Here is a 24,153-nt window from a genome sequence, read left to right as displayed (position 1 = left end):
AGTGAAATCATTCACTGCCCTGAATCTACCACATTGGGCCAAGCCCGACGTCAGATCGCCTGATCGACCCTTTCGCGCAATTCCTTTCCAGCCTTGAAGTGGGGAACCCACTTGGCCGGGACGCCAACCTTTTCCCCTGACTTGGGGTTACGGCCAGTACGCGGTGGCCGATAGTTGAGCGCAAAGCTGCCGAATCCACGGATCTCGATACGATCCCCTCGCACAAGTGCTTCGGACATCGCATCGAGAATCATCTTGACCGCAAAATCAGCATCCTTCGCCACCAACTGCGGAAACCTCTCCGCCAGTCGGGCGATGAGCTCGGATTTGGTCATGCTTGCGTCCATCAGCCTTGCTGGTTGAGCTTGGCCTTCAGCAGGGCACCCAGGTTGGTCGTACCGGAAGCGGCGGCGGAAGACTCGGCAGAAAGTTTCTGCATGGCTTCGTGCTGTTCGGCATTGTCCTTGGCCTTGATGGAAAGGTTGATACCACGGGTCTTGCGATCCACGTTGATGATCATGGCTTCAACCGTATCGCCCACCTTGAGGTGTTGCGACAGGTCGTCGATACGATCACGCGAGAATTCGGAAGCACGCAGGTAACCTTCGTTCTCACCATCCAGCGTCAGCACGGCGCCGCGAGCGTCGACCGTCTTGACGGTGCAGTTCACGATGCTGTTCTTCTCGTGGGTAGCAATGAAGTTGGTGTACGGATCACCTTCCATCTGCTTGATACCGAGGGAGATACGCTCCTTCTCGACGTCGATGCCGAGGACCAGCGCCTCAACTTCGTCACCCTTCTTGAAGTTGCGGATGGCTTCTTCGCCGGTCGCAGACCAGGACAGGTCAGACAGGTGAACCAAACCATCGATACCGCCAGGCAGGCCGATGAAGATGCCGAAGTCGGTGATCGACTTGATGGCGCCCTTAACCTTGTCACCCTTCTTGTGGTTCATCGCGAAGTCGTCCCAAGGATTGGCTTGGCACTGCTTCATACCCAAGGAGATACGACGACGCTCTTCGTCGATTTCGAGAATCATGACTTCGACTTCGTCGCCGAGCTGGACAACCTTGGACGGATGAACGTTCTTGTTGGTCCAGTCCATTTCGGAAACGTGAACCAAACCTTCGATGCCTTGTTCGATTTCAACGAATGAACCGTAGTCGGTCAGGTTGGTGACCTTGCCGAACAGGCGGGTACCGGCCGGGTAACGGCGGGCAATGCCAACCCACGGATCATCGCCGAGTTGCTTCATACCCAGCGAGACGCGGTTCTTCTCGGCGTCGAACTTGAGGATCTTGGCGGTAACTTCGTCACCGACATTGAGCACTTCGCTCGGGTGACGGACACGGCGCCAGGCCAGGTCGGTAATGTGCAGCAGGCCATCGATACCGCCGAGGTCAACGAATGCGCCGTAGTCGGTGATGTTCTTGACGATACCCTTGACGGTGGTGCCTTCCTTGAGGTTCTCGAGGAGCTTTTCGCGATCTTTGTCAGCGGTGGCTTCGAGCACGGCACGGCGGGACATCACGACGTTGTTGCGCTTGCGGTCAAGCTTGATGACCTTGAACTCCATCGTCTTGCCTTCGTACGGCGTGGTGTCCTTGACCGGACGCATGTCGACGAGGGAGCCCGGCAGGAAGGCGCGGACACCGTTGGACATGACGGTCAGACCGCCCTTGACCTTGCCGGTGATGGTGCCGGTAACCAGAGAGTTGTTGTTCAGGGCTTCTTCCAGGAAGTTCCAGGCGGCGATGCGCTTGGCGCGATCGCGGGACAGGCGCGTGGCGCCGTAGCCGTCTTCCAGCATTTCGATAGCCACTTGGACGAAATCGCCCACCTTGACTTCGAGTTCGCCCTGATCATTCAGGAATTCTTCGAGCGGAACATAGGATTCCGATTTCAGGCCGGCATTGACCACAACGAAATTGTGATCGATGAGCACCACTTCTGCAGTGATGACTTCGCCTTGACGCATTTCCTGGCGAGCCAGGGATTCTTCAAATAGTTGAGCAAAAGATTCCATTGACGGAGAGAGCTTTCATGCTGCCGCGAATCGTGAAATCCACAGCGGGTTAGGGTTTAAAACAAATTACCGGCCACCTGGCCGGCAACACCTTACTGCAACACTTCCTTGCTCCAGACCAGCACCTGATTCACCGCCTGTTCGATGGTGAGACGCGTGGTGTCGAGCAGCTTGGCATCGGCCTCTTGTCGGAGTGGTGCAACGCTGCGCTGCGAATCGCGCTCGTCGCGTTGCTTCAAGTCCGACAGAAGGTCCGCGAGATTAGCAGAGAATCCTTTTTCGATCAACTGCTTATAACGACGTTCAGCGCGCGCTTCAGGGCTTGCTGTCAGGAACACTTTGAGCACTGCACGAGGGAAGACGACCGAGCCCATATCACGCCCGTCACCAATCAGACCGGGTGCCTTGTTGAAGGTCCGTTGACGAAAAAGCAGCGCCTCCCGAACAGCAGGCAGGGCCGCGACTTTCGAGGCACCTACCGAGATTTCTTCGGTGCGGATGGCATCACCGACAAGCTCACCATTGAGGTAGATATCGCTCCCGGAAAATTCCACATCCAGTTCCGCGGCAATGGCCGCCACTGCAACCTCGTCCGCCCAATCGACAACAGCTTGTTGAGCGGCCAGAGCGGTCAACCGGTATAGGGCACCGGAATCGAGATAGGCATAGCCGAGCGCTGCCGCCACACTAGCCGCTACCGTTCCCTTGCCTGAAGCTGAGGGACCATCAATGGCGATGACCGGGGCCGCCTTGGTAACCGCCGCGAAGCGTTCAAAATAATCCGGGAACGTTTTGGCCACGCACTTCGGATCATTGATGCGCAACGGCGTACCGAAAGCGGCCAGGGAGAAACACATCGCCATGCGATGGTCGTCGTAAGTATCAATGGCGGCCGGTTTGAGGTTAGCCGGGGTGACGCAGATGAAGTCCTCGCCCTCTTCGACCAGGGCACCCAATTTCCGCAATTCAGTCGCCATCGCCGCAATGCGGTCGGTTTCCTTGACCCGCCAACTGGCGATGTTACGCAGCGTGGTCGAGCCCTTGGCGAACAGCGCGGTCGTCGCCAGCGTCATCGCCGCATCAGGAATGTGGTTGCAATCGAGGTCGACCGCAACCAAACCTGATTTTGGTGCCCGTGCTTCCATCCAGTTCGACCCCATCTCGATTTCAGCACCCATTTTAGCCAGCGCCTCGGCAAACTTGACATCGCCCTGAATCGAATCACGGCCTACTCCCTCAACCCTCACCGGCCCGCCACCGATGGCGCCCAGAGCGAGAAAATACGAGGCCGACGAAGCGTCACCTTCAACATAAATCGTCCCCGGCGAAACATATCGAGTGCCCGCAGGCACGGTAAACCGCTGCCATCCATCACGCTGAACCTGAACACCAAAACGCGCCATGGTCGCCAGCGTAATCTCGATATAAGGCTTGGAAATCAGCTCGCCAACCACGTCGACCGTAGCATTCTGACCAGTAAGGGGAAGGGCCATCAACAAACCGGTCAAAAACTGGCTTGAGACGTCACCACGCACCTTGACCGAACTCCCCAGAACGATGTTCGCCGGCTTCACATGCAGCGGGGGATAGCCTTCATTTCCAAGATAAGTCACATCAGCGCCCAGCTGGCGCAGGCCATCAACCAAATCGCCGATCGGGCGCTCATGCATACGAGCCACGCCCTTCAGTACAAAATCGCCACCAGACAACGCCAAGGCAGCCGTAAGCGGACGAAAGGCGGTACCGGCATTTCCCAGAAACAACTCAGCCTGCGCAACATGAAACTTCCCGGCGCAGCCCTTGATCAACCAGTTTTCGCCACCCAGATGGTTGATACCGACCCCCAGGACTTTCAGCGCATCGAGCATGCGTTCGGTATCGTCCGAAGCGAGCAGATCACGGACCTCAGTCTCGCCTTCGGCCAGTGCTGCTAGTAGGAGCACGCGGTTAGAGATACTTTTTGAACCTGGCAAACGGACAGCACCATCTGCCAAGATGAATTGAGGCAAATCAATATATCCCATGGTCCATCCTAAAACGGGAAAAAGAAGTAAAGTTATATCACCCCCGGCAAAGCCGGGGGCCTATCACTGGGGCGCCTCAAAGGCGCTGGTAATTCAGGAGCCGCCCAAGGCGGCTCCACCCCTAATTTCATCTGGTCGTAGCGTTCATCTTCATCTTCCTGATTACGGATGTAGGCTCTCACCACCGCCTCGTCCAACCCGACCGTCGAAACAAAATAGCCCCGCGCCCAAAACACTTCACCCGTAAAGTTTCGGGCTCGCCCTCCAAAATTTCTCGCTATCGCAATCGCGCTTTTGCCCTTGAGAAAACCGACCACATTCGACACCGCAAACTTTGGTGGAATGCTGATGCAGATATGCACATGGTCACCCATCAGATGCCCCTCAACAATCTGCGATTCCTTTTGCTTCGCCAACTCGCGAAATATCTCTCCAAGGTGCGGACGCAGCGCGCCGAATATCCGTTTCTTCCGCTTCTTCGGTATGAACACCACGTGATACTTACAGTCCCAACGACTGTAACTCAGGCTCTGATAATCTTGCATCGTGAATCTCCTTCTCTTGGTCGAGACAGAAGACTCACAACGACCGACGTATAGGTCAAACCTGGGTGAGTCCCCCGGCAGAGCCGGGGAATTACCTCAATGATTTAATCAGCCGGTAATCAGAACAATGAATACAAACAAAAATTCGTTACTCGCAGACCATCCCTCTTGCAACGAATTTCTAACCTATCCTCTTCAGCAGTCAAGACCCGACTCTCGCCCGTTTGACCTCGATCCAGCTATCACTAATAAAGACGGCAATCCCCCCCAACAACAACCCACCTATCATCCCAAGAACCAACAACAGTGTTTTCTTGGGGGATGTAGGCTTAAACAGCACAAACGTTGCTTCGATGGCTTGGGTTTTTTGGGTAGCCGGCGCAATCTGCATCAGTTCCATAGTTGTCAATTGCTGTCGTAAACCAAAAACCTCGGACTGCTTCTGAATTTTCTGGGAAACCAAAAGGGAGACCGGCGAGAACTGAGCATCCTTAGAGGTAGTGACGTTAGAGATATGTGAGAGTTCACTCAATTCTTGTTCAACAGTCTTGAGCTTTTCTTTGGTCAAAGCAACGTCTGACTTGAGCTTTTCTTTCAGTGGCGTCCCCAAATCCTCATGCCGCTGCGCTAGTTGCTGGACAAGAACATCATTCAATTTCTTGGCCGATTCCATTGTGTTGCCAATAGTCTTCAATTCGATCAAAGCCGTTCCCTTGATGAGTCTGGGCTTGACAAAATCACGTCCAACGCCATCGCCCTGGCTGATTCGTTCAACTAGTTTTTCAACTCTGGCCTCAGTCGCTGCCTCGAGAAGAAATGCTGGGGAATTAAAGCGCTCCAGCGTGGTTGTCACCGCCTCTATCTCCTTGCCGGCAATCAAGCCGATTTGAAGAGTCGACACCGCCTCATATTTTGGCGCAATCAACATAATCGCGACCCAAGCAACCATCGCGCCGAGAACCGTACCTCCGACCACCAGACGCCAACCAACCCGAAGTTTCTCCAAAAAATCAAAGAGATTGATTTCATCCTCGGCTTGCATCATTTTATTTCCGTTCATTTAAAACCCTAAGCATCAATGTACAGCAGTACTTTGGTTAGCTAACCTAGCCAACTCCCACCACATCAATTCAGCATCCTGGCCAGGCTCATACTCCCGAACCATCACTCCCAGCAGGCTCAACACTTTTTCAAAATCAAATGCCCGACACGCCTTGTCCAACTCGGCAAACTGGTCAGTCAAGACACTCCAGGGCAACTCATGCTCGTAAGCGCGCATAATCAGCGGGTGAGCGGTTCCCTCTACATTCTCGCCAATCAACAATTCCTCATACAACTTCTCGCCAGGGCGGAGACCGACAATCTCAACTGCTATATCGCCATCGGGGTGCGATTCGTCGCGAATTTCAAGTCCACTCAAATGAACCATCCGACGAGCAAGGTCAATGATTTTTATGGGTTTACCCATGTCCAAAACAAAAACCTCGCCGCCGAACCCCATTGAACCAGCCTGAATCACCAATTGGGCTGCCTCAGGAATAGTCATGAAATACCGAGTGATATCTGGATGCGTTAGCGTAATTGGCCCCCCGGCTGCAATCTGCTTACGAAATAACGGCACCACAGAACCAGAAGATCCCAGCACATTTCCGAAACGAACCATGCAGAAGCGCGTCCCACATCCTCTGCGTGCAAGTGCCTGCAATACCAATTCGGCTAGTCGCTTGCTTGCCCCCATTACACTGGTAGGTCGGACAGCCTTATCAGTCGAAATTAGAACGAACGTCTCAACTCCGGCTGCGATTGCAGCCTCAGCCATGCGCCGGGTACCGATAGCGTTATTGCGAATTCCCTCGATTGGATTATGCTCGACGAGAGGCACATGCTTGTAGGCTGCAGCGTGATATACCGTCTGTACGCCGAAGCATTGCATTGCCAATTCAACTCGATGCTGATGCATCACAGACCCCAGCAAAGGAATTACCTCAACCTTCACATTAAGCCCCGAACACATGTGGAGCAACTCTTGCTCGATGGAATACAGAGCAAATTCAGAAAGATCCATCACTATCAATCGCAGCGGATGTAGAAGCAGAATCTGCCGGCAAAGCTCGGAGCCTATAGACCCACCGGCCCCTGAAACCAGAACCACTTTGCCTGTAACGCAGCGCCCAAGCAATTGTGGTTCTGGAGCTACAGTTTCACGCCCCAACAAGTCCTCGATTTCCACCTCTCGAGCGGCGTCCACTGCAACATGGCCATCGACAATATCTATTAACCCCGGGATCAGCTTCACCTTGCAACGCAAGACCTCAAGTTGGTGAATGATCTCTGCTCGGCGCCCCCTACTCGCGGAAGGAATTGCCAAGAATAATTCGTCGAATTCATGAGCCGCCAACATTGCCGGCAAATCCATTGGTGCATGAATACACAATCCTACAATCTCCGTTTTTTGCACCGAAATATCGTCGTCAAAAAACATCACGGGTATATATTCCCGACTACTCCGTAATGCGTATGCTAACTGCGCCCCCGCGCGACCAGCTCCGAAAATGGCAACTCTCACAGGCATCATATTGGCTCGTTCCGATCGCAGAAGATAACTACGCACCAGAAATCGCGTCGCCCCAACGTAACCAATAGCCAGTACCCAGTAGATACCCAATACGCTACGGGATAAGCCTGGGGTATGCGTCAAAGCCGCTACAGCAGCCAACAGCAATACAGAGAAAGTAACCCCACCAGCAACCACAAACACCACACGATCTTCCATGAACCTGATGACGGCACGATACAAGCCAAGCCGAATAAATACTGGTATCGCCAGCAGGGGTGCTACCCCGATCTGCCAGCCGTAAATCGCCAATTCAGGGTTCCAAGTGTCAAATCGAAGAACAAGCGCCGACCAGAAGGCGAGCGATAGCAATACAAAATCCGCGAATATGGCAATCACCTGTTTTTTTCTACGCGAAAACATCAATAAAACTTTCAGCATTTATTTACCGCCTCTCTGAGCACCGAGCTATGGTTTCAGGCTCCCTCGATTTTCATCTGCCGCGGAGCGCGCGTTTACGCTGGTGCCAACTATGATCAACCAACGAATCAGTGAGATACCCCATCACGACGAAGAACCTTGACAAAGGTCAGCCATAAAACGCGAAGATCAAGCCACAGCGAACACCGTTGAAGGTACTCGACATCAAGCTTCACCTTTTCCGGAATCGGCAATTCATCGCGTCCATTTACCTGAGCCCAACCTGTTAAACCCGGCACTAATTGATGCACCCCACATTCCGTGCGTAAGGCGATCAAATCATCCTGATTGAACAGCGCCGGCCGCGGTCCGACAAAACTCATGTGACCCACCAAAATACTCCACAACTGGGGCAATTCATCGAGACTGGATTTGCGCAGGAAGGAACCAATTGGCGTTAGGTAGACCTTGGGATCGTTCAGTAAATGCGTCGCAACGGCAGGCGTCCCGACCCGCATGCTCCGAAACTTTGGCATCCGGAAGATCGTGTTGTTGCGACCAACTCTATCGGACCAGTACAAAACCGGCCCAGAAGACGTCAACCGAACCAACAAAGCCACCAGGACAATTGGTGCAGCAAGCACAATTGCAGCCCCTATACCCATCAATAAATCAAATAAACGCTTCAGCATTTCGTTTCCTGACCAGTAATTTCGGGCTTTTTTCGCCGTCGACCGCAACAATTCATTTCCGCATGCCCTCGTTCGCCAGCCAGTGCTCCGCAGTCCGCCGCAACCCCTCGTCAACACTTATGGTTGGCTGCCACCCCAGCAACTCGCTCGTCTTCGATATGTCGACCTGTAAAGAGCCGCAGAGGCGCTGCGCGATCTCCGCTTTACCCAGCATCGACGCACCCAGTGTCAGTAATTGCTGCGGTACAGAAATCAGGCGAGCTGGCTTACCCAACGCCCGCCCCATACGGGCGAGCAACTCGGTGGTCGACAAATCTTCACCATCGGATACCAGAAATACCTGATTTGCCGCAGCCGAGTGATCGATGCAAGTCACAATCAGATCGACCAGATTGTCGATCCCAACGAGACTTCGTCTATTTCCGAATGCACCGAAAGGCAACGGAATGCCCCGCGCCAGCCAGCGCATCATTGCCAGGAAATTTGCCTTGACCCCTGGTCCGTAAACCAGCGGCGGGCGGATGATAACCACCTCCATCCCTGTCCGGTATGCGAGCTCGTGCAATCCCCTTTCGGCTTCGTATTTGGAGACTCCATAAGGATCTGCTGGCGCAGGTAGCTGGTCAGGCATAAATGGCTGTCCCGCCGGAGTGTGTTCGCCATTGACCTTTATCGAACTAAGAAAGATAAACCGACGCACCCCCGCTTCTGCGGCCTGCTTAGCCAAGCGCAACGTACCATCAACGTTTACCATTCTGAACTCAGCCAGTGGATCGACAGACTCGTCATTCATGACATGCACACGCGCTGCGCAATGGATGACAACGGAAACGCCCTTCAAAGCTCCTATCCAATCCTGATTCGGTGACAACGATACCTGCACAACATCAACGCCTGCCGGAAGGCCGGCCGCATCGGTGTCTCGCAATGCCGCCCGGACAACAGGACCACGTTTTTCCAGCAACGCCCACACTGCTCTGCCGACAAAACCTGACGCGCCAGTCAAGAGGATCATCGAACTTCCTTCAAAGTCGTCAGCAGAGTCTCTTTCAATTTGCGAGCCAAAAGCCGCGGCTCGAAATTTCTTTCGTAATATGCACGACCATTCTTCCCCATACCTTTGCGAATTTCCGGCGACGCATTTCTCAACTGCCGTATTGCATCAGCCAGCCCGTTGGCATCTTCAGCAGGAGACGCCACACCGGCATTTGCCTCGATAACAACTCGCGCCCCCTCTCCGTCAAGTGATGCAATGATCGGCCTTCCTGCTGCCAGATAGGCCTGCACCTTGCTTGGTACGGTCTGACTCATGATAGGACTCCGCACCAGACTGACCAGAAGCGCTGAGGCATGAGACATGATTGATGGCATGGCCGATAGCGGAAAACGACCAGGCAACCGAACATTAGTCATCTTTCGTCGAGACACTTCCAATTGCAACCAATCGCTACGGCTGCCGCTGCCAACCAAGATCACCCTGATGTCCTTTTCCCCATGGAGAATCTCGGCAGCGTCGAGAATCGTTTCAAGTGCCTGCACACTCCCCAAGTTACCTGCGAATACAATATTGAACCCTGACTCGAAAACCAAGGGGCAACTTTCTGCTACTACTGAATTGGAAAACGCAAAATCACCAGGATTCGGGTGGTAACAAACCGGCGTATTGCCCGCCATTTTCCGAACCGGCTCAACGAAAGCCTGGGACTGTACCAATAGCATGTCGTTCTTTCGGTAGATCCATCGAACCGTAGTGGCGACAGCGGCGAGCAATTTCTGGTTACGGACAAAACCCGTTGCACTCAAGCTCTCCGGCCACAAATCCTGAACCCATGTGATCAAGGGAGCATTTTTCAGCCTGGCCAACCAGATTGCGGGAATAGCCTGCAGAATGGGCGACGGAGCAAAAACCAGAACCGAGTCAATCGAACGCCCACGTAGCAACCAAGGACCGAAAACTGCAGCGAAAGAAACAAACGACAAATAGTTCAATGCGAGACGCAAAGAAGAGCCTTGACCTCTAGGGAAAAGGGGTACGCGAAGAATCTGGACGCCATCATGCTGCTCCCCACCAACAGCCCACCAGGAATATCCCTTCAAAGTCGAACCCGAGGGGTAATTAGGCTGACCGGTCAAAACCAGCACGTCACACCCTTCATCCCGGAGCGCGTGCACTACCTCCGTAATACGAAAAGTCTCCGGCCAGTAATATTGAGACAACACAAGAACCCGCATTCTCAGAAATCCGCCCTACGCCGTTTCCGTCTTGTGCCATACCTTCCGATTAACAAAATCGGTATAGCTCTGAATGATGCGAAGCACCTTCTCCGAAACATTATCCGGCGTGTAGTCATTGACCATTCGTAGCGCCCGGCGCTCTCCTCGCGGCTGATATTCCAGAATAGCCAAGCCCTGCATGACCCGGTCAACGCTCAACCCAACCATCATAACGGCTGCCTCCTCAAAACCCTCTGGCCGCTCATGAACCTCGCGCAGATTTAGTGCCGGGAAATTTAGAATGGACGATTCTTCCGTAATAGTTCCGCTGTCCGACAACACACAGCGTGCCTCCGTCTGCAGTTTGATGTAATCAAGAAAGCCGAAAGGCTTCAGGAACTGAACTAGCGGATGAGCCTCCAGGTTCATAGTTTCCAACCGCTTGCGTGTACGCGGATGGGTCGAAACGATAACTGGTTCCTGGTATTTTTCCGCCAAGGTATTCAGGATATAGAACAGCTTTCCGAGGTTTTCCGGGGAGTCGACATTTTCTTCACGGTGCGAACTCACAACGAAATAGCGATGCTTATTCAAGGCCAGGCGACTTAAAACGTCAGACGCCTCAATGCCCGGCCCGTAATGTTCGATGACTTCCCGCATCGGGCTGCCAGTCTTGATCACCTGATCCGCCGGCAACCCCTCGCGCAACAGGTATTCACGGGCAATTTCGCTATAGGTCAGGTTGATATCTGAGGTGTGGTCGACGATCCTGCGATTGATTTCCTCCGGTACGCGGAAATCGAAGCAACGATTCCCCGCCTCCATGTGGAAAATAGGAATCTTTCGCCGCTTGGCCGCAATCGCAGCCAGGCAACTATTGGTGTCACCCAGCAACAACAACGCTTCCGGTTGATATTTCTGTAGCGCCTTGTCGGCGGCCATAATTACTTGCCCAATAGTATCGGCCGCCGTCGCCCCGGCCGCCTCCAGAAACATATCCGGCTTGGGTATCCCCAGGTCGCTGAAAAAGACCTCATTTAACTCATAATCATAGTTCTGCCCAGTATGGACGATCACATGCTCACAATGCTGCTCCAGCTTCGCCATGACACGAGAGAGACGAATAATCTCGGGGCGAGTGCCCACGATCGTCATCACTTTAAGCTTACGCATTGACGACCTCGCGAATGATGTCCAACTTCATCAGAGTCCGCTTTACCCCCTCGACATCGAGACGTTCCGTGTTGTGTGAGGTGTAATCATCGAGCGCCGAAACCTCCGTTTCGCCTTCGACAAAATATTTGTTGTAATTGAGATCCCTGGAATCTGCCGGCACCCGGTAATAACCGCCCAAATCTTCAGCTCGCGCCATTTCTTCGCGAGAAAGAAGCGACTCATAGAGTTTCTCACCATGGCGTGTGCCAATAGTCTTGATTTCATTACACCGGCCAAGCAACTCCTTCATTGCCTGAGCCAGGTCACCTACCGTGGACGCTGGCGCCTTCTGAACAAAAATATCTCCTGGGCGAGCGTTCTCAAAAGCATATAGAACGAGATCCACTGACTCCTCAAGCGTCATCAAAAAACGGGTCATGCTCGGATCGGTGATCGTCAGTGGCTTATCCGACTGAAGTTGATCCAGGAACAACGGAATAACTGAACCTCGGGAAGCCATCACATTGCCATAGCGTGTAGCGGAAAGAACCGTCTTGCTGGGATCGCAAAGCCGCGACTTTGCCACCATCAATTTCTCCATCATTGCCTTGGAAATACCCATAGCGTTGATCGGGTAAACAGCCTTGTCTGTGCTGAGCACGACACAGCGCTTGACCTCGTTGGCAATCGCAGCACGCATCACGTTCTCAGCACCCAGCACATTGGTGCGAACCGCTTCCATAGGGTAGAACTCGCATGACGGAACCTGCTTCAATGCTGCTGCATGGAAAACATAGTCAACCCCGCGCAGCGCATCGTGGATGGTGTCGTAGTTCCGTACATCACCGATGTAGAACTTTAGCTTGTCGCTATTCAGCGCGATACGCATATCCTCTTGCTTCTTTTCATCACGGCTGAAAATCCGGATTTCAGAAATATCGGTATACAGGAAGCGCTCGAGAACCGCGTTGCCAAATGAGCCAGTGCCCCCGGTAATCAATAAAGTCTTGTTCTTGAACATAATTGCCCTTTCAAAAATTGATCTAGCCAAATTCATTCATGGATTTAACCAATTCAGCCCAAGGCTTTGGCTGGAATCCGGTAATTGAACGAAAGCGCGAAGAATCCAGCGAACGATCGATTACAAAATTCTCGTCGGCTTCGATATCGATAGTTTTTCCATAGGCGTTCGCTACCAGCCGCAACAGGTCATACTTATTGATCGGGTCAGCGGAAACATGATAGAGCCCTCGCAATTGGGGATGCGGCAGGACGTGATCCCGGATTAACCGGGCAATTTCCACAGTCGGCAAGCCGGAAAATATCGCTTTTCTGAACCCTTTCACCGAGCCGCTTTGCGAGAGAAACCAACCCACCAGACTTCGCGCACCTTCAAGTTCGTGACCAATGATCGACGTCCTTAGCGTGATCGCGTTTGGATAGTCAACCTCGCCAAGGAATTTGCTGCGCCCGTATAGGTCCTTCGCATCCGAAAGATCAGCCTCGGTATACATCCCCTTGGAACCGGAAAATACACAATCCGTGCTCATATGAACAAAACGCGCGCCAGCAACACTACATAGACGAGCCAAGCGATGTGGTAGCAAGGAATTAATTGGAATCGCTGCCAACGGGTCGTCAGCATCGGCGAGTTGCTTGACCAATCCAATACAGTTAATAACCACATCGGGTTTTGTATCCCCGACAACACGCATCAAGTTATCAATATTCTCGACATCGACGCCACTAACAAGAGCGGATTGCAAAGGCTCAGGGAAGAGCCTCCTGGAACGCTCGCTCCGCACCGTACCCATGGCGTCGAAGTCACCATTTTCCGAAAACAAGCGAAATGTCGCATTCCCCAGCATACCGGATGCACCTAAGACCAGTACCCTCATGTTTTGAACCACTCCCTCTGATACCGCTAGTTTTTAATATCGACAAAATCAGGACGCTGCTGATTTTGCCCAAGCATCCATTGGTAGGCCTGAAGCGCAGAGCGGCCTATCTGATCCCACGAATACTTCTCTTTAACCAATTGAATGCCGCGCAACCCCATTTCACTTAACTCTTCGCGAGATGTATTCATGGCAGCAACCAAAGCCTGGGCGACACCCTCGACACCTGGTTGAACCCACCAACCGCAGCGCCATGACTTGATATCCTCCCAAGGGGCGCCAGTTGTCGTAATGACAGGAACACCGCGCGCGAGCGCTTCGGCCACCGCAATCCCAAAATTCTCTGAGTAAGTGGGCAAGACAAACACATCGGCTTCGGCAAAAATGGCCTCTTTTCGATCCCCTGTTACCAGACCAGTGAACTCAAAGTCGCCCCCTAAGCCAAGAGTATCGATCTGTGCACGAATTTCTTGGAGATGACCATCCTCATCCGCCCCGGCAATAACAATTCGCCACCCCGGCTGTCGAACCAACGCCCATGCTGTAATCAGGTCAGGCAAACCTTTTATTGGGTGAATTCTCGACAAGAACAGCAATTTACGCTCATCAGTTTGCGAACGAGTAATCGCGGAAGGTAAATCAACCCCATTGGCAATGACCGCAACGGGCGTCCTTATTTCTAACAGCCGAATACTTTCAAGCTCTTGTCTTGCGGTAGCAACCATCATGGATGCCGTGGAAAAAACACGTTTCTGATATAAGGTTAAGGCTAGTCTCTTTTTCAATCCGCGATGTTGTAGCGCCCACGGCTCCAGGCATCCATGCGGAGAAACCACCACCGGGATGTTTCTGTCTCGCGCCAGATAGCTAGCTACCGCAAGGATTGGCGTCCACGTGCCATGAATATGAACGACATCGAAGCAGTTCTCTTCGAGGTATCGTTTTAAAGCCTTAACACGAGACATAAACCCTATCCCACCACCTCCATCAAGCCTAACCGCTCCGGAAGCGTCATCCACCCCCATCTCTTCCTTGCTACGGTCAACGACATAAAGTGAAACATTTGCACCAGCCAGTGCAAGCGCTTGAGCATAGCGTAATGCTGCAAGTCCAAGCCCCCCAAAATCCGTTGCTATACTTTGTACGAGGTGAAGCTGCTGCATATCGGTTTATTAATTTCAGTTAAAAACATAGCGAAGTGGCTATACCAGGCGCAGGGAAAAATAATTATAAAACAGGCAACCACTCTTAACGCACAAATTCTATTGTCCAACCCGGACTCCCCAAGCCTGATGTTTTTTGCCACCACCTGAACGCGAGAAGGTAAATTTTTTTCGCCCGACAATTAGAGCATAAACGCAACACAAAAAGAATCCCACGGCGGTCTCTCCACTTTGAAATATTTGGTTATTCGCTGGAATATAATAAAATAAAATAAAAAGAAAATAGCCAATAATAATACTGATTGGATGCGGCGCCACCAACGAGAGGCCCCACGACAGCCCAAACATATAGCCAAGCGCCCCGACTACGATCAAGGTTCCGAAAAATCCAAAATCTGATGCAAGCCACGGATAGATTGAATGCCAGAGGCCCGTCATACTCCATCCATGTGACTGTTCCAACAAGCCGGGGAGTGACTGTGAAGTATAGTATGTACTTGCAGTCAACGCATCCGCATTTCGGGCTAAAAACATAGAATTCCCAAAACCAAATGTGGTACTACTTTCGATAGAGAAGGTTAGCGACAAGGCGTAGTATCCCTGCGTAACATATCGAGTAATAGATTCAAATATAATTAATAAAAATTCAGGGAGAAATTGCGAAATAAAGTGGTCTCTATTGGCAAAAATAATTCCATTTCCACTATCAAATGCGCCAAGAGTGCCGGCATCACCTGCACGCTGAGCTTGGCCTACACCAAAAAAACCAAACAGCACAAGAACCAAAACTCCGAACAAAACCAAGACTTTCGGGCTTAATTGAATGCGCAAATATCCAAGTGATACACCAAGAAAAATCAGCCAAGGCAGCGTAATGACGAAATCTGCGATCCCCTTATTTGTTCCAGTCGCGATAAACAATGAAATATTTAAAAATATCGCACCGACACATAAATACCTCATTGATCTACTCAAAGAGTTCCAGAAAACAACTGCCACTGGAAAAAGCCCGATTATCCATGGAGAAAAAATAATTCTGGCGTATTCAACAAAAACAAAAGGGTTTCCCTGTTCCAACCTGTCAAAATTTAGATTGTATGCAAGACCTGGATTGCCCAATCCAAATATAACATCCGGAAAGAGATCACCGGTACGAGACAGAGAACTTGGAATGAATAAAACATAATTTACAAGCAGCGCCACTTTTATGAATCCAATGGCTGGCTTATTAATCGGATAAAGGGGTTGACTACTTAAGCTAATCTTGCGTACTCTCTTCCAAGAAATACAATAACCAAGCGCGATAAATACCTGTGCAAGTAAGAGATATTCAGTAACCAAAGCCTGGTTATCCGTTGCCCACGGCCACGGGCCACAAACATAGAGTGCAATGGTAATGCTAAGGTAGACTTGAAAGAAAATTAGTGGCGCCAACCACTTACCATGCAAACTCAAACCTTCCTCACTGAATTAATCATTTGTCGAAAAAATGAAATTAGTCTACGAACAGGGCGACTCAAAACATTTCTAATCAAACGAAGTTTAATTCTATACCCTCTCAATCCCGCATAATGGCTACAGGCCATCTCATACAATTCGAGCCCGCGCCTAATATTTCCATTTCTAAAACCATTTCTTGCCAATAACAAATATGCATACCCATATGCTTCGTCTTTTCGGTCATAAATATTTTTCGGAACTGCAGATCCCGAAAAATAATCATCAAGAACTCGTAAATACTCTCTACTCACATCCTCAGAAACATCTTTATAAGATATCGAATCTGGATGCATTCTGTATCCAGCCAAACTAGAATTACACATTTCGATCTTACCCAAAGATGAAATCCTGATCCAAAACTCCCTATCTGGCGCCAGTTTCAAATCAGGCCGCCATCCTCCAAGTGAATCAAATGCAGTTTTACGAAAAATTGCCCCAGGCCCTATATAACATTCTTGCCGGACTACCGTCTCGCTCAAATCAAAAGGGCGGCAAACATTACGTTTAGCTACACGTGAAAATTCATCTATGAGGTCAGAATCCGGAAAAACGCAAATTATCGATTGCTTTTTCTCAAGCAACTCGACTAGTTCACTAACAGCTCTTGGGTACAAGAGGTCGTCCGAACTAAGGTAACCAATATACTTTCCCGTGCAAAGATTCCAACCTTTGTTCAAGGTCTGTGCCTGCCCGATATTGGCATGATGCTCATGCCGTATGCTTCCATCAAATCGCTTCAAAACCTCATATGTATTATCAGTCGACCCATCATCAAGCACTATGTACTCGATATTCGGATAGGTCTGTGATAAAACACTCTCGATAGTTTCAGCAAGATAATCCGCCTGATTGTAGGTCGGCGTAACAATACTGACCAGCGGGAAATTTTGTGTTGAATTTATTCTCTCAGGAACTTTCAAAATCGCGCCACTCCCATACAGGCTATCTTTTTTACAAGCCTATCCTTAACCAAGACATATACAAAAACAGCAGATATCGTTAGAAACCAAACGCCCCGCAAAACCCAGCCATCAAAAGATACTCCAGAAAATGCCAAAACTACAAATAATGAATATCCGACAACCTTTGGCTTTATAAGATTACTTTGATTCCAGCCTTGCAATAAATTACACAAAATAAACATAAGCAGCGTATCCACAATCATTCTAAGCAACCATGCCATAGCTGCACCAAGCACTCCATATTTTAATGTTAGCCCCCATAGAACTATAAGAAAAAAAGGCAATTCTATAAAATGGACGAGTGCCGTAATCCGCGGTTCACCAGCGCCTTGAATAAGCGTGAATGGTACGTGGGCCAAACAGTTAACAAGAATGCCTGCTGCAAAAATTTTCATCAGCATTGCGCTTTGCAATGCGAATTCGGAGCCCACCCAAACCGTTAAGATTTCTTGAGCAAATAGCGCCAGGAACAAAGTTACCGGAAAAAGTGCCAAGAACAGCCATTGCACAGCCTTAACAAATAGAATTTGAGTTTGTCCGTCACGATTTGCAAGGTCCGCCGCAAATGTTGGAAAAAGTACCGCCGTCAAAGCCCCCGGCACAATCCAAAGTTTGGTAACAATCTCCTGCGGAGTAGTGTAGTAGGCCACTGCTGCTGCAGAAACAATGCCGCCAATGATGAAACGATCAACGTAGCCCATGAACGGACTAATGATATTGCTCAAGGTGAGCCAACCACCAGATACACACAGGGGCCTTAAGAGTGTTTTTCGAAAAACAAGCCTTCCGTGATCATCAGGAAGCGCACGCCATGCGTACCAAGCGTGAACAACACAAGCAACTATGCGCCCAGCGGCCAGAACACCAGCAATCTGATCCAGTCTTGTCGAGCCATAAAGGACCACCACCACTGGACCGAGAAAAGTAAACAAGCCCATCGGTAGTCGAATTGCGTTGATTATCCCGAAGGCGTGACGCGCTTCCAGCACTCCCCTGAATCCAGAGGTCAGGACAATCGCCGGCATTGCTAGCGCCATCAGCAGCACCGCATAAATGGCTTCTTGCTTATCAGGTACAGACTGAATCAATCCAACGCCCCAAGGGGCCGCCAACGCCATTAACAATCCCGCAAAGATTCCCAATCCTGCCATGAGTACAGTAGCGGTCATTACCAGCGAGCCAACGCGCTTCTCGCCATTTTCGGCCAGTGCGACGGCAAGCTGCTGCGTCAGCGCCCGTCCTAACCCAAGATCAAACAGGCCGAAGTAACTCACAACCGCCCAGATTAGTGTTAGTAGTCCAAAACGGGCCTCACCGAGTTCCCTAATCAGGATAGGAATGCAGAAAACAGCAACTACCAGCGGGAGACCAAGCCCCAACAGGTTGTACATGGAGTGTCTTACTAATTTCATTTTTTAACGATTACAGGAAATCTCACTTCGCTCTTGAAGGCAGTGAGACTTTTTCTGTTGATTCTGGCAGAGCTACAAAAGCAATGAATACTGACGAGTTTCTTGATGAGCAACTTGCACCGTCCTTCCCCCGTAAGCGGCCCCCGAGGAAGCGGCGTGCACCGGCGACAAAATAGTCATCGAATTGCCCTAATAGCAGGGCGATCACTGGAACCCGTTCGGATTTTTGCTTTGCCAACGCCAGGCATCGACACACATGGCATCGATGTTTCTTTCGGCACGCCAACCGATGAGTTCAGCAGCAAATGCCGGATTAGCATAGCAGGAGGCAACATCACCTGGCCGGCGCGGAGCCAGTTCATAAGGTATTGGGCGGCCGCTGGCTTTTTCGAATGCTTTGACTACGTCAAGGACGCTATAGCCGGTACCTGTGCCAAGGTTTACCTCAAAGCATTGCGCCTCGTTCAGGCGCTCAAGCGCCTTCAGATGGCCGAGCGCCAGGTCGACGACGTGGATGTAGTCACGCACGCCAGTACCATCCGGCGTCGGGTAGTCATTTCCCCAGACTTTCAATTGGTCGCGCCGGCCGACGGCGACCTGAGCGACGAAAGGCATCAGGTTGTTCGGGATGCCTTGTGGGTCTTCGCCGATCAGGCCGCTTTCGTGGGCGCCGACCGGGTTGAAGTAGCGCAGGATGCCGATCCGCCAAGTAGGATCGGAGCGGTAGAGGTCGCGCAGCATGTCTTCGATGACGAGCTTGGTCCGGCCGTAGGGGTTGGTTGCCGAGAGCGGGTGATCTTCGGTCAGTGGCAGGAACTGCGGTTCGCCGTAGACGGTGGCTGAGGAGCTGAAGACGAGGGTCTTGATGCCGCACTCGGCCATGGCGCCAAGCAGACGATGCGTGCCGATGACGTTGTTGTCATAGTATTCAAGCGGTTTTTCAACGGATTCGCCGACCGCCTTGAGCCCGGCAAAATGGATGACAGCTTGGCAATCGAACTGGCGCAAGGCGGCAGTCACGGCGGCCTGGTCGCGAATATCGCCCTCAACGCATCTGACTTTCTTGCCAGTGATGGCCTCGACGCGTTTCAACGATTCCGGATGACTATTGGAAAAGTTGTCGAAAACGACCACTTCCTGACCGGACTGGAGAAGTTCGACGCAGGTATGCGAGCCGATATAGCCTGCCCCGCCAGTCACGAAAATCATCGTTGGTCGCCGTTAATAATAAAGGTGGAATTTTAACCGCTCGTGCCCCGCGGCGCATTACGACCAAGGTAAAGAATTAGCGTTACCGCCTGCCGAATTACTCGTCCCGAATACGCAGGAAACTGGCAAACCGTGGCTGGCCCTTACTCGTCAGATCGCGGTAGCGGTAGGTCACCGTCGCCCCCAACGCTGGCGGCTCGCGTCTTTGTGCCGCCGAGAAACCCGTGCCCAACAGAAATTCTTTCCCTTCCGGCATACGCACTCTCAGGGCGCCCAGCATGCCAGCGAAACGCCCCTTGCCGGGCAGATGGCCGATGACAACGGCTTCGGCGTCCTGCCATGGTTTTATCTTGAGCAGCACATCGCTGCGTCCGGTTTCGTAGGGTGCATCGGCCAGATGCAGCATCAAGCCTTCGCCACCGGCCCGAACGACCTCGTCGAGGCGCTTTTTGAGATTGCTACGGTCAACCGGAAAAAACTGCTTAATTTCAAATAGCCATGGGATGTTGGCCCGCCGTACCAAAAGCCGTATCTGCTCGGCCCGCTCGCTGAAAGTACCAGGTGCGCCGGGCAGTTCAAAAATCATGTAACGCACCTCACGCCAGGCCGTATCGTCGGGAATATCGCGCCGGACAATGCCGGAAACGCGCTCGAACTGGCCGCGGGCGATCCACAGCTCGCCGTCAAGCGGCTGTTTCGGCAAGCCAGCGAGAAACCAGCCCGGTGCGTTGATGGTTTTTCCGCTACGGAAGCGCAGCGTCTGCCCATCCCAGATTGCCCGCACGCCATCGAGTTTTTCGCTGGCCAGATAGCGGGAGACATCGATCTGCTCACGATAGACATTGGCCAACAGAATGGCCGGCGCTTCAGCTACAGCGAGGATCGGCAGCGTCAGCGCCAACCCGAAAAGCAGCGCCTGAAGCAGCCGCGACATCAGCCCTCGCCGGCCCAGTCGCGGCGGGCCCGGCGGGCGATGCCGAAGACTTCTTCGAGACGTTCGCCATCGTTGCGGGCCAGCGCCGTGCGCAGTTCGTCGAGTTGCGCTCGGTAGCAGTCGAGTTCGCCGAGCAGCGCTTCGCGGTTGGCGAGGCAGATATCGCGCCACATTTCCGGATGGCTGGCGGCGATGCGCGTGAAGTCGCGAAAGCCTGAGGCGGCAAAGGTGAAGAACAGATCGGCGTCATCGCGCACGGCCAGTTGATGTACCAGCGCGTAGGACAGCAAATGCGGCAGATGGCTGACCGCCGCGAAAACGCGGTCGTGCATTTCCGGGGTCAGTTCGTAGATGTCGGCGCCGCACAGCGACCAGGCGCGCTTGATGTGGTCGAGCGCGTCGTCGCTGTTTTCCGCCAAGGGCGTCACGACAACTTTCTTGCCCCGATAGAGATCCCAGCGCGCCGCTGCCGGGCCGCTGTTTTCGGCACCGGCAATCGGGTGGGCCGGCACGAACTGGCCGATCCGGTCGCCGAGTGCTGCCCGTGCCGCAGCAACGACGTCGCCCTTCGTTGAACCGCCGTCGGTGACGACTGTATGGGGGCCGAGATAGGGCGCGATGCGCTCGAAAATATCGGCCATCTGGGCCACCGGCGTCGCCACCAGGACGATGTCGGCATCCTCGATTTCGTGGGTCGGGTTAATCCCGGCCCGGTCGATCACGCCGAGTTCCTGCGCCTTGCGCAAGGTGGCCGGGGTACGGCCGAAACCGACGACTTCCTCAACCGCTTCCGCTTCCTTGAGGGCTAGCGAGAAGGAGCCGCCGATCAGGCCGGTGCCAAAGACAACGACTTTGCCGAATTCGGCCATGATCTTAGAGCGCCCGCTCCAGCGCTTCGAGGAAGCGGGCGTTTTCGGGCTCGCTACCGATAGTGACGCGCAGCCACTCGGGCAGGCCGTAGCCGCCAATCGGCCGGACGATGACGCCCTGCTTGAGAAGCTTCTGATTGACCCCGGCACCATCGCCCACCTTGAAGGTGACGAAGTTGCCATGCGGCTTAATGACTTCAAGACCGAGCCGTTCGAGGCCGGCGACGATCTGCGCCATGCCGCGCTGATTCAGTTCGTAACTGGCCTGCAGGAATGCGTCGTCGTCGAGCGCCGCCAGCGCCCCGGCCAGCGCCAGGTTGTTGACGTTGAACGGCTGGCGAACGCGGTTCATGAGATCGGCCACCTCGGCCGAAGCCAGCGCGTAACCGATGCGCAGGCCGGCCAGGCCGTAGATCTTCGACAGCGTGCGGCAGACGACCAGATTGGGGAAATCCTTGATCCAGCCGGCGACATCGACGCGATCCGCTGGCGGCAGGTACTCGTTGTAAGCCTCGTCGAGAACAACGACGACATCCTTGGGCACGGCTTCGAGGAAGGCGCGGACTTCCGGATAGGGCACGAAATTGCCGGTCGGATTGTTCGGGTTGGCGATCCAGACGATACGGGTATCGGGCCGGATGGCGGCACGCATGGCAGCGAGATCGTGGCCGTAATTTTTTGCCGGCGTAGCGATCAGTTCGCCCCCGATCGACAGCGTGGCCAGCGGATAAACGGCAAAGGCGTGTTGCGCGAAAACGGCCGAGCGACCGGGCGCCAGGAAAACGCGGGCGACCAGGTCGAGCACGTCGTTCGAGCCATTGCCGAGGACCACCTGGTTTTGCGCCAGACCACAACGCTCGGCCACTTTGGCGATCAGGTCGAACTGATCGGGATAGCGCTCGACGCCGCTGATCGCCGCCTCAACGGCCTTTTTCGCCTTCGGGCTCATGCCCAGCGGATTTTCGTTGGAGGCCAGCTTGACGATCTTGTCGACCGGAATACCGGTTTCGCGGGCCAATTCGGTGATCGGCTTGCCCGGCAAGTAAGGCGAAATGGCGCGGACGTAAGGCAGGGCCTGATCGGCAAGGCTCATCGAGCTTTCCTTAATAAACGGCGACCGGGTAGGACCCGAGAATTTTCAGATAGGCGGCGTAGCCAGCCAGTTTTTCCAATGCCGCCTTGATCGCCGGCTCATCCTGATGGCCTTCGATGTCGACGTAGAAAACGTATTCCCACAAGGCGTTCCTGGCCGGCCGGGATTCCAGGCGGCACATCGAAACGCCGGCCGTCGACAAAGGCAGCAACAGTTCGTGCAGGGCGCCGGTGCGGTTCGGTGCCGACATGATCAACGAGGTCTTGTCACGCCCCGAAATCGCCGCGTCGTGCTTGCCGAGAATCAGGAAACGCGTCGTGTTGTTCGGCTCGTCCTCGATGTTCTCGACCAGCTTGGGCAGGTTGTAGCGCTCAGCCGCAGCGACCCCGGCAATCGCCGCCGTGCCGGGCTCATCGGCGGCCATCTGGGCGGCCAGCGAATTGCTCGACACCGAAATGCGCGGGATGCCCGGCAGGTTGCGATTGAGCCATTCATGGCACTGGGCCAGCGACTGGGCGTGCGAATAAATCTTGGTGATCTTGCCCAGGCCAGCTTCGCGGGTCAGCAGGTTCTGGTGGATACGCAGCACGACCTCGCCGCAAATCTTGAGCGGTGTGCCAAGGAGCAGATCCATCGTCCGACCAATGGCGCCTTCGGTTGAGTTCTCGACCGGGACCACGGCGTAATGGGCGTGACCGGATTCGACTTCGCGAAAGACGTCGTCAATCGAGGCCTGCGGCGACAGGTGGGCGGCATGGCCGAAATGCTTGGTCGCTGCACTGCCGCTAAACGAACCCAGCGGCCCGAGAAACGAGATGCCGAGCGGCTCTTCGAGTGCCAGGCAGGCCGACATCACTTCCCGGAAAAAGAAAGTGATGCTTTCGTTGGGCAGCGGGCCGGGGTTGGCCTCCTGCAAACGACGCAAAACCTGGGCTTCGCGTTCAGGGCGGTAGATGTGGCCGGCTTCGCCGTGTTCGGCCTTGATTGCGCCGACCTTCTGGGCACAGCGGGCGCGGGCGTTGAGCAGGCGCAGCAAGTCGCTGTCGATGCCGTCGATTTCGGCGCGCACGCCGGCCAGGGCTTTCTGCAAGTCGGATTGCTGCGGGTCGCTCATCAACTCAACCGTTACGTTTGGCGAAATCGTTCATGAATGCCACCAGCGCCTGTACGGCCTCCAGCGACACGGCGTTGTAGATCGAGGCGCGCATGCCACCCACCGACTTGTGGCCCTTCAGGCCAAGCACGCCGGCGGCCTTGGCCTCGGCCAGGAACGCCGTGTCGAGATCGGCATTGGCCAGGATGAACGGCACATTCATGGCCGAGCGGCAATCCGGATCGACCGGGTTGGTGTAGAAACCGTCAGAGTCGTCGATGGCGGAATACAAAATTCGCGCTTTTTCGGCGTTGACCGTAGCAATGCCGGATAACCCGCCCTGCCGCTTGAGCCACTGGAAAACCAGGCCGGCGACGTAGATGCCGAAGG

The 24,153-nt window shown here is 53.4% G+C and carries 21 protein-coding genes and 1 pseudogene; all 22 read right to left on the bottom strand.

Features of this window, described 5'->3' with window-relative positions:
• Positions 1 to 50 precede the first annotated feature (50 nt).
• Entirely contained in the window at positions 51 to 335 is a 285-nt protein-coding gene (locus tag ADADOO_RS16670; RefSeq protein WP_117609136.1) for an integration host factor subunit beta, read from the bottom strand.
• Between the two features lie 11 nt (positions 336 to 346).
• Complete coding sequence (gene rpsA, locus ADADOO_RS16665; protein ID WP_226404481.1) at positions 347 to 2,026, bottom strand: 30S ribosomal protein S1; 1,680 nt, start codon at positions 2,024 to 2,026, stop codon at positions 347 to 349.
• 92 nt (positions 2,027 to 2,118) lie between these two features.
• The gene (locus ADADOO_RS16660) at positions 2,119 to 4,050 is read right to left on the bottom strand and encodes a bifunctional 3-phosphoshikimate 1-carboxyvinyltransferase/cytidylate kinase (RefSeq protein WP_511278633.1); all 1,932 of its coding nucleotides are present in this window, start codon (positions 4,048 to 4,050) and stop codon (positions 2,119 to 2,121) included.
• Between the two features lie 122 nt (positions 4,051 to 4,172).
• Positions 4,173 to 4,595: pseudogene (tnpA, locus tag ADADOO_RS16655) on the bottom strand (IS200/IS605 family transposase); the annotation flags it as partial.
• 202 nt (positions 4,596 to 4,797) lie between these two features.
• The gene (locus ADADOO_RS16650; RefSeq protein ID WP_511278632.1) at positions 4,798 to 5,655 is read right to left on the bottom strand and encodes a hypothetical protein; all 858 of its coding nucleotides are present in this window, start codon (positions 5,653 to 5,655) and stop codon (positions 4,798 to 4,800) included.
• A gap of 15 nt (positions 5,656 to 5,670) precedes the next feature.
• Positions 5,671 to 7,590 carry a polysaccharide biosynthesis protein gene (locus tag ADADOO_RS16645; RefSeq protein ID WP_511278631.1) on the bottom strand — a complete coding sequence of 640 codons (1,920 nt, stop codon included), beginning with the start codon at positions 7,588 to 7,590 and terminating at the stop codon, positions 5,671 to 5,673.
• Positions 7,591 to 7,697: 107 nt separating this feature from the next.
• The gene (locus ADADOO_RS16640; RefSeq protein WP_511278630.1) at positions 7,698 to 8,261 is read right to left on the bottom strand and encodes a sugar transferase; all 564 of its coding nucleotides are present in this window, start codon (positions 8,259 to 8,261) and stop codon (positions 7,698 to 7,700) included.
• A gap of 52 nt (positions 8,262 to 8,313) precedes the next feature.
• Entirely contained in the window at positions 8,314 to 9,276 is a 963-nt protein-coding gene (locus tag ADADOO_RS16635) for a UDP-glucose 4-epimerase family protein (protein ID WP_511278629.1), read from the bottom strand.
• Complete coding sequence (locus ADADOO_RS16630; protein ID WP_511278628.1) at positions 9,273 to 10,493, bottom strand: glycosyltransferase family 4 protein; 1,221 nt, start codon at positions 10,491 to 10,493, stop codon at positions 9,273 to 9,275. The genes ADADOO_RS16635 and ADADOO_RS16630 overlap by 4 nt, the downstream gene beginning before the upstream one ends.
• A 15-nt stretch (positions 10,494 to 10,508) precedes the next feature.
• Positions 10,509 to 11,648 (bottom strand): non-hydrolyzing UDP-N-acetylglucosamine 2-epimerase, encoded by a 1,140-nt coding sequence (wecB, locus tag ADADOO_RS16625; protein WP_511278627.1) that lies wholly within the window; start codon positions 11,646 to 11,648, stop codon positions 10,509 to 10,511.
• Positions 11,641 to 12,651, bottom strand: a complete 1,011-nt coding sequence (locus ADADOO_RS16620; protein WP_511278626.1) for a polysaccharide biosynthesis protein — start codon at positions 12,649 to 12,651, stop codon at positions 11,641 to 11,643. Before ADADOO_RS16620 ends, wecB begins: the two co-directional genes overlap by 8 nt.
• Positions 12,652 to 12,673: 22 nt before the next feature.
• The gene (locus tag ADADOO_RS16615) at positions 12,674 to 13,528 is read right to left on the bottom strand and encodes a dTDP-4-dehydrorhamnose reductase family protein (RefSeq protein ID WP_511278625.1); all 855 of its coding nucleotides are present in this window, start codon (positions 13,526 to 13,528) and stop codon (positions 12,674 to 12,676) included.
• Positions 13,529 to 13,554: 26 nt separating this feature from the next.
• The gene (locus tag ADADOO_RS16610; protein ID WP_511278624.1) at positions 13,555 to 14,691 is read right to left on the bottom strand and encodes a glycosyltransferase; all 1,137 of its coding nucleotides are present in this window, start codon (positions 14,689 to 14,691) and stop codon (positions 13,555 to 13,557) included.
• Positions 14,692 to 14,790: 99 nt separating this feature from the next.
• On the bottom strand, positions 14,791 to 16,146 hold the full coding sequence (locus ADADOO_RS16605) for a hypothetical protein (protein WP_511278623.1): 1,356 nt from the start codon (positions 16,144 to 16,146) through the stop codon (positions 14,791 to 14,793).
• On the bottom strand, positions 16,143 to 17,111 hold the full coding sequence (locus tag ADADOO_RS16600; protein ID WP_511278622.1) for a glycosyltransferase: 969 nt from the start codon (positions 17,109 to 17,111) through the stop codon (positions 16,143 to 16,145). Before ADADOO_RS16600 ends, ADADOO_RS16605 begins: the two co-directional genes overlap by 4 nt.
• Complete coding sequence (locus ADADOO_RS16595; RefSeq protein ID WP_511278621.1) at positions 17,108 to 18,544, bottom strand: flippase; 1,437 nt, start codon at positions 18,542 to 18,544, stop codon at positions 17,108 to 17,110. Before ADADOO_RS16595 ends, ADADOO_RS16600 begins: the two co-directional genes overlap by 4 nt.
• 225 nt (positions 18,545 to 18,769) lie before the next feature.
• Positions 18,770 to 19,774, bottom strand: a complete 1,005-nt coding sequence (gene galE / locus ADADOO_RS16590; protein ID WP_511278620.1) for a UDP-glucose 4-epimerase GalE — start codon at positions 19,772 to 19,774, stop codon at positions 18,770 to 18,772.
• 97 nt (positions 19,775 to 19,871) lie between these two features.
• Positions 19,872 to 20,708 carry a DNA ligase gene (locus ADADOO_RS16585; protein ID WP_511278619.1) on the bottom strand — a complete coding sequence of 279 codons (837 nt, stop codon included), beginning with the start codon at positions 20,706 to 20,708 and terminating at the stop codon, positions 19,872 to 19,874.
• Positions 20,708 to 21,577, bottom strand: coding sequence for a prephenate dehydrogenase (locus ADADOO_RS16580; RefSeq protein ID WP_511278618.1), 870 nt, complete (start codon positions 21,575 to 21,577; stop codon positions 20,708 to 20,710). The genes ADADOO_RS16585 and ADADOO_RS16580 overlap by 1 nt, the downstream gene beginning before the upstream one ends.
• Positions 21,578 to 21,581: 4 nt before the next feature.
• Positions 21,582 to 22,670 (bottom strand): histidinol-phosphate transaminase, encoded by a 1,089-nt coding sequence (gene hisC, locus ADADOO_RS16575; RefSeq protein WP_511278617.1) that lies wholly within the window; start codon positions 22,668 to 22,670, stop codon positions 21,582 to 21,584.
• 10 nt (positions 22,671 to 22,680) lie between these two features.
• Positions 22,681 to 23,760 carry a prephenate dehydratase gene (gene pheA, locus ADADOO_RS16570; protein WP_511278641.1) on the bottom strand — a complete coding sequence of 360 codons (1,080 nt, stop codon included), beginning with the start codon at positions 23,758 to 23,760 and terminating at the stop codon, positions 22,681 to 22,683.
• A gap of 28 nt (positions 23,761 to 23,788) precedes the next feature.
• Positions 23,789 to 24,153 (bottom strand): aminotransferase class V-fold PLP-dependent enzyme (locus ADADOO_RS16565; RefSeq protein ID WP_511278616.1); only part of this gene is annotated, 365 nt, incomplete at its 5' end.

The sequence above is a fragment of the Azonexus sp. genome (assembly GCF_036170495.1).
GTDB lineage: Bacteria > Pseudomonadota > Gammaproteobacteria > Burkholderiales > Rhodocyclaceae > Azonexus.
This window is presented reverse-complemented; position numbering and strand designations above follow the sequence as displayed.

What these genes read in the sequence shown, in the direction of transcription:
- ADADOO_RS16670 (WP_117609136.1), bottom strand. Translation starts at nt 335, where the DNA reads ATGACCAAATCCGAGCTCATCGCCCGACTGGCGGAGAGGTTTCCGCAG.
- rpsA (WP_226404481.1), bottom strand. Translation starts at nt 2,026, where the DNA reads ATGGAATCTTTTGCTCAACTATTTGAAGAATCCCTGGCTCGCCAGGAA.
- ADADOO_RS16660 (WP_511278633.1), bottom strand. Translation starts at nt 4,050, where the DNA reads ATGGGATATATTGATTTGCCTCAATTCATCTTGGCAGATGGTGCTGTC.
- ADADOO_RS16650 (WP_511278632.1), bottom strand. Translation starts at nt 5,655, where the DNA reads ATGAACGGAAATAAAATGATGCAAGCCGAGGATGAAATCAATCTCTTT.
- ADADOO_RS16645 (WP_511278631.1), bottom strand. Translation starts at nt 7,590, where the DNA reads ATGCTGAAAGTTTTATTGATGTTTTCGCGTAGAAAAAAACAGGTGATT.
- ADADOO_RS16640 (WP_511278630.1), bottom strand. Translation starts at nt 8,261, where the DNA reads ATGCTGAAGCGTTTATTTGATTTATTGATGGGTATAGGGGCTGCAATT.
- ADADOO_RS16635 (WP_511278629.1), bottom strand. Translation starts at nt 9,276, where the DNA reads ATGATCCTCTTGACTGGCGCGTCAGGTTTTGTCGGCAGAGCAGTGTGG.
- ADADOO_RS16630 (WP_511278628.1), bottom strand. Translation starts at nt 10,493, where the DNA reads ATGCGGGTTCTTGTGTTGTCTCAATATTACTGGCCGGAGACTTTTCGT.
- wecB (WP_511278627.1), bottom strand. Translation starts at nt 11,648, where the DNA reads ATGCGTAAGCTTAAAGTGATGACGATCGTGGGCACTCGCCCCGAGATT.
- ADADOO_RS16620 (WP_511278626.1), bottom strand. Translation starts at nt 12,651, where the DNA reads ATGTTCAAGAACAAGACTTTATTGATTACCGGGGGCACTGGCTCATTT.
- ADADOO_RS16615 (WP_511278625.1), bottom strand. Translation starts at nt 13,528, where the DNA reads ATGAGGGTACTGGTCTTAGGTGCATCCGGTATGCTGGGGAATGCGACA.
- ADADOO_RS16610 (WP_511278624.1), bottom strand. Translation starts at nt 14,691, where the DNA reads ATGCAGCAGCTTCACCTCGTACAAAGTATAGCAACGGATTTTGGGGGG.
- ADADOO_RS16595 (WP_511278621.1), bottom strand. Translation starts at nt 18,544, where the DNA reads ATGTACAACCTGTTGGGGCTTGGTCTCCCGCTGGTAGTTGCTGTTTTC.
- galE (WP_511278620.1), bottom strand. Translation starts at nt 19,774, where the DNA reads ATGATTTTCGTGACTGGCGGGGCAGGCTATATCGGCTCGCATACCTGC.
- ADADOO_RS16585 (WP_511278619.1), bottom strand. Translation starts at nt 20,708, where the DNA reads ATGTCGCGGCTGCTTCAGGCGCTGCTTTTCGGGTTGGCGCTGACGCTG.
- ADADOO_RS16580 (WP_511278618.1), bottom strand. Translation starts at nt 21,577, where the DNA reads ATGGCCGAATTCGGCAAAGTCGTTGTCTTTGGCACCGGCCTGATCGGC.
- hisC (WP_511278617.1), bottom strand. Translation starts at nt 22,670, where the DNA reads ATGAGCCTTGCCGATCAGGCCCTGCCTTACGTCCGCGCCATTTCGCCT.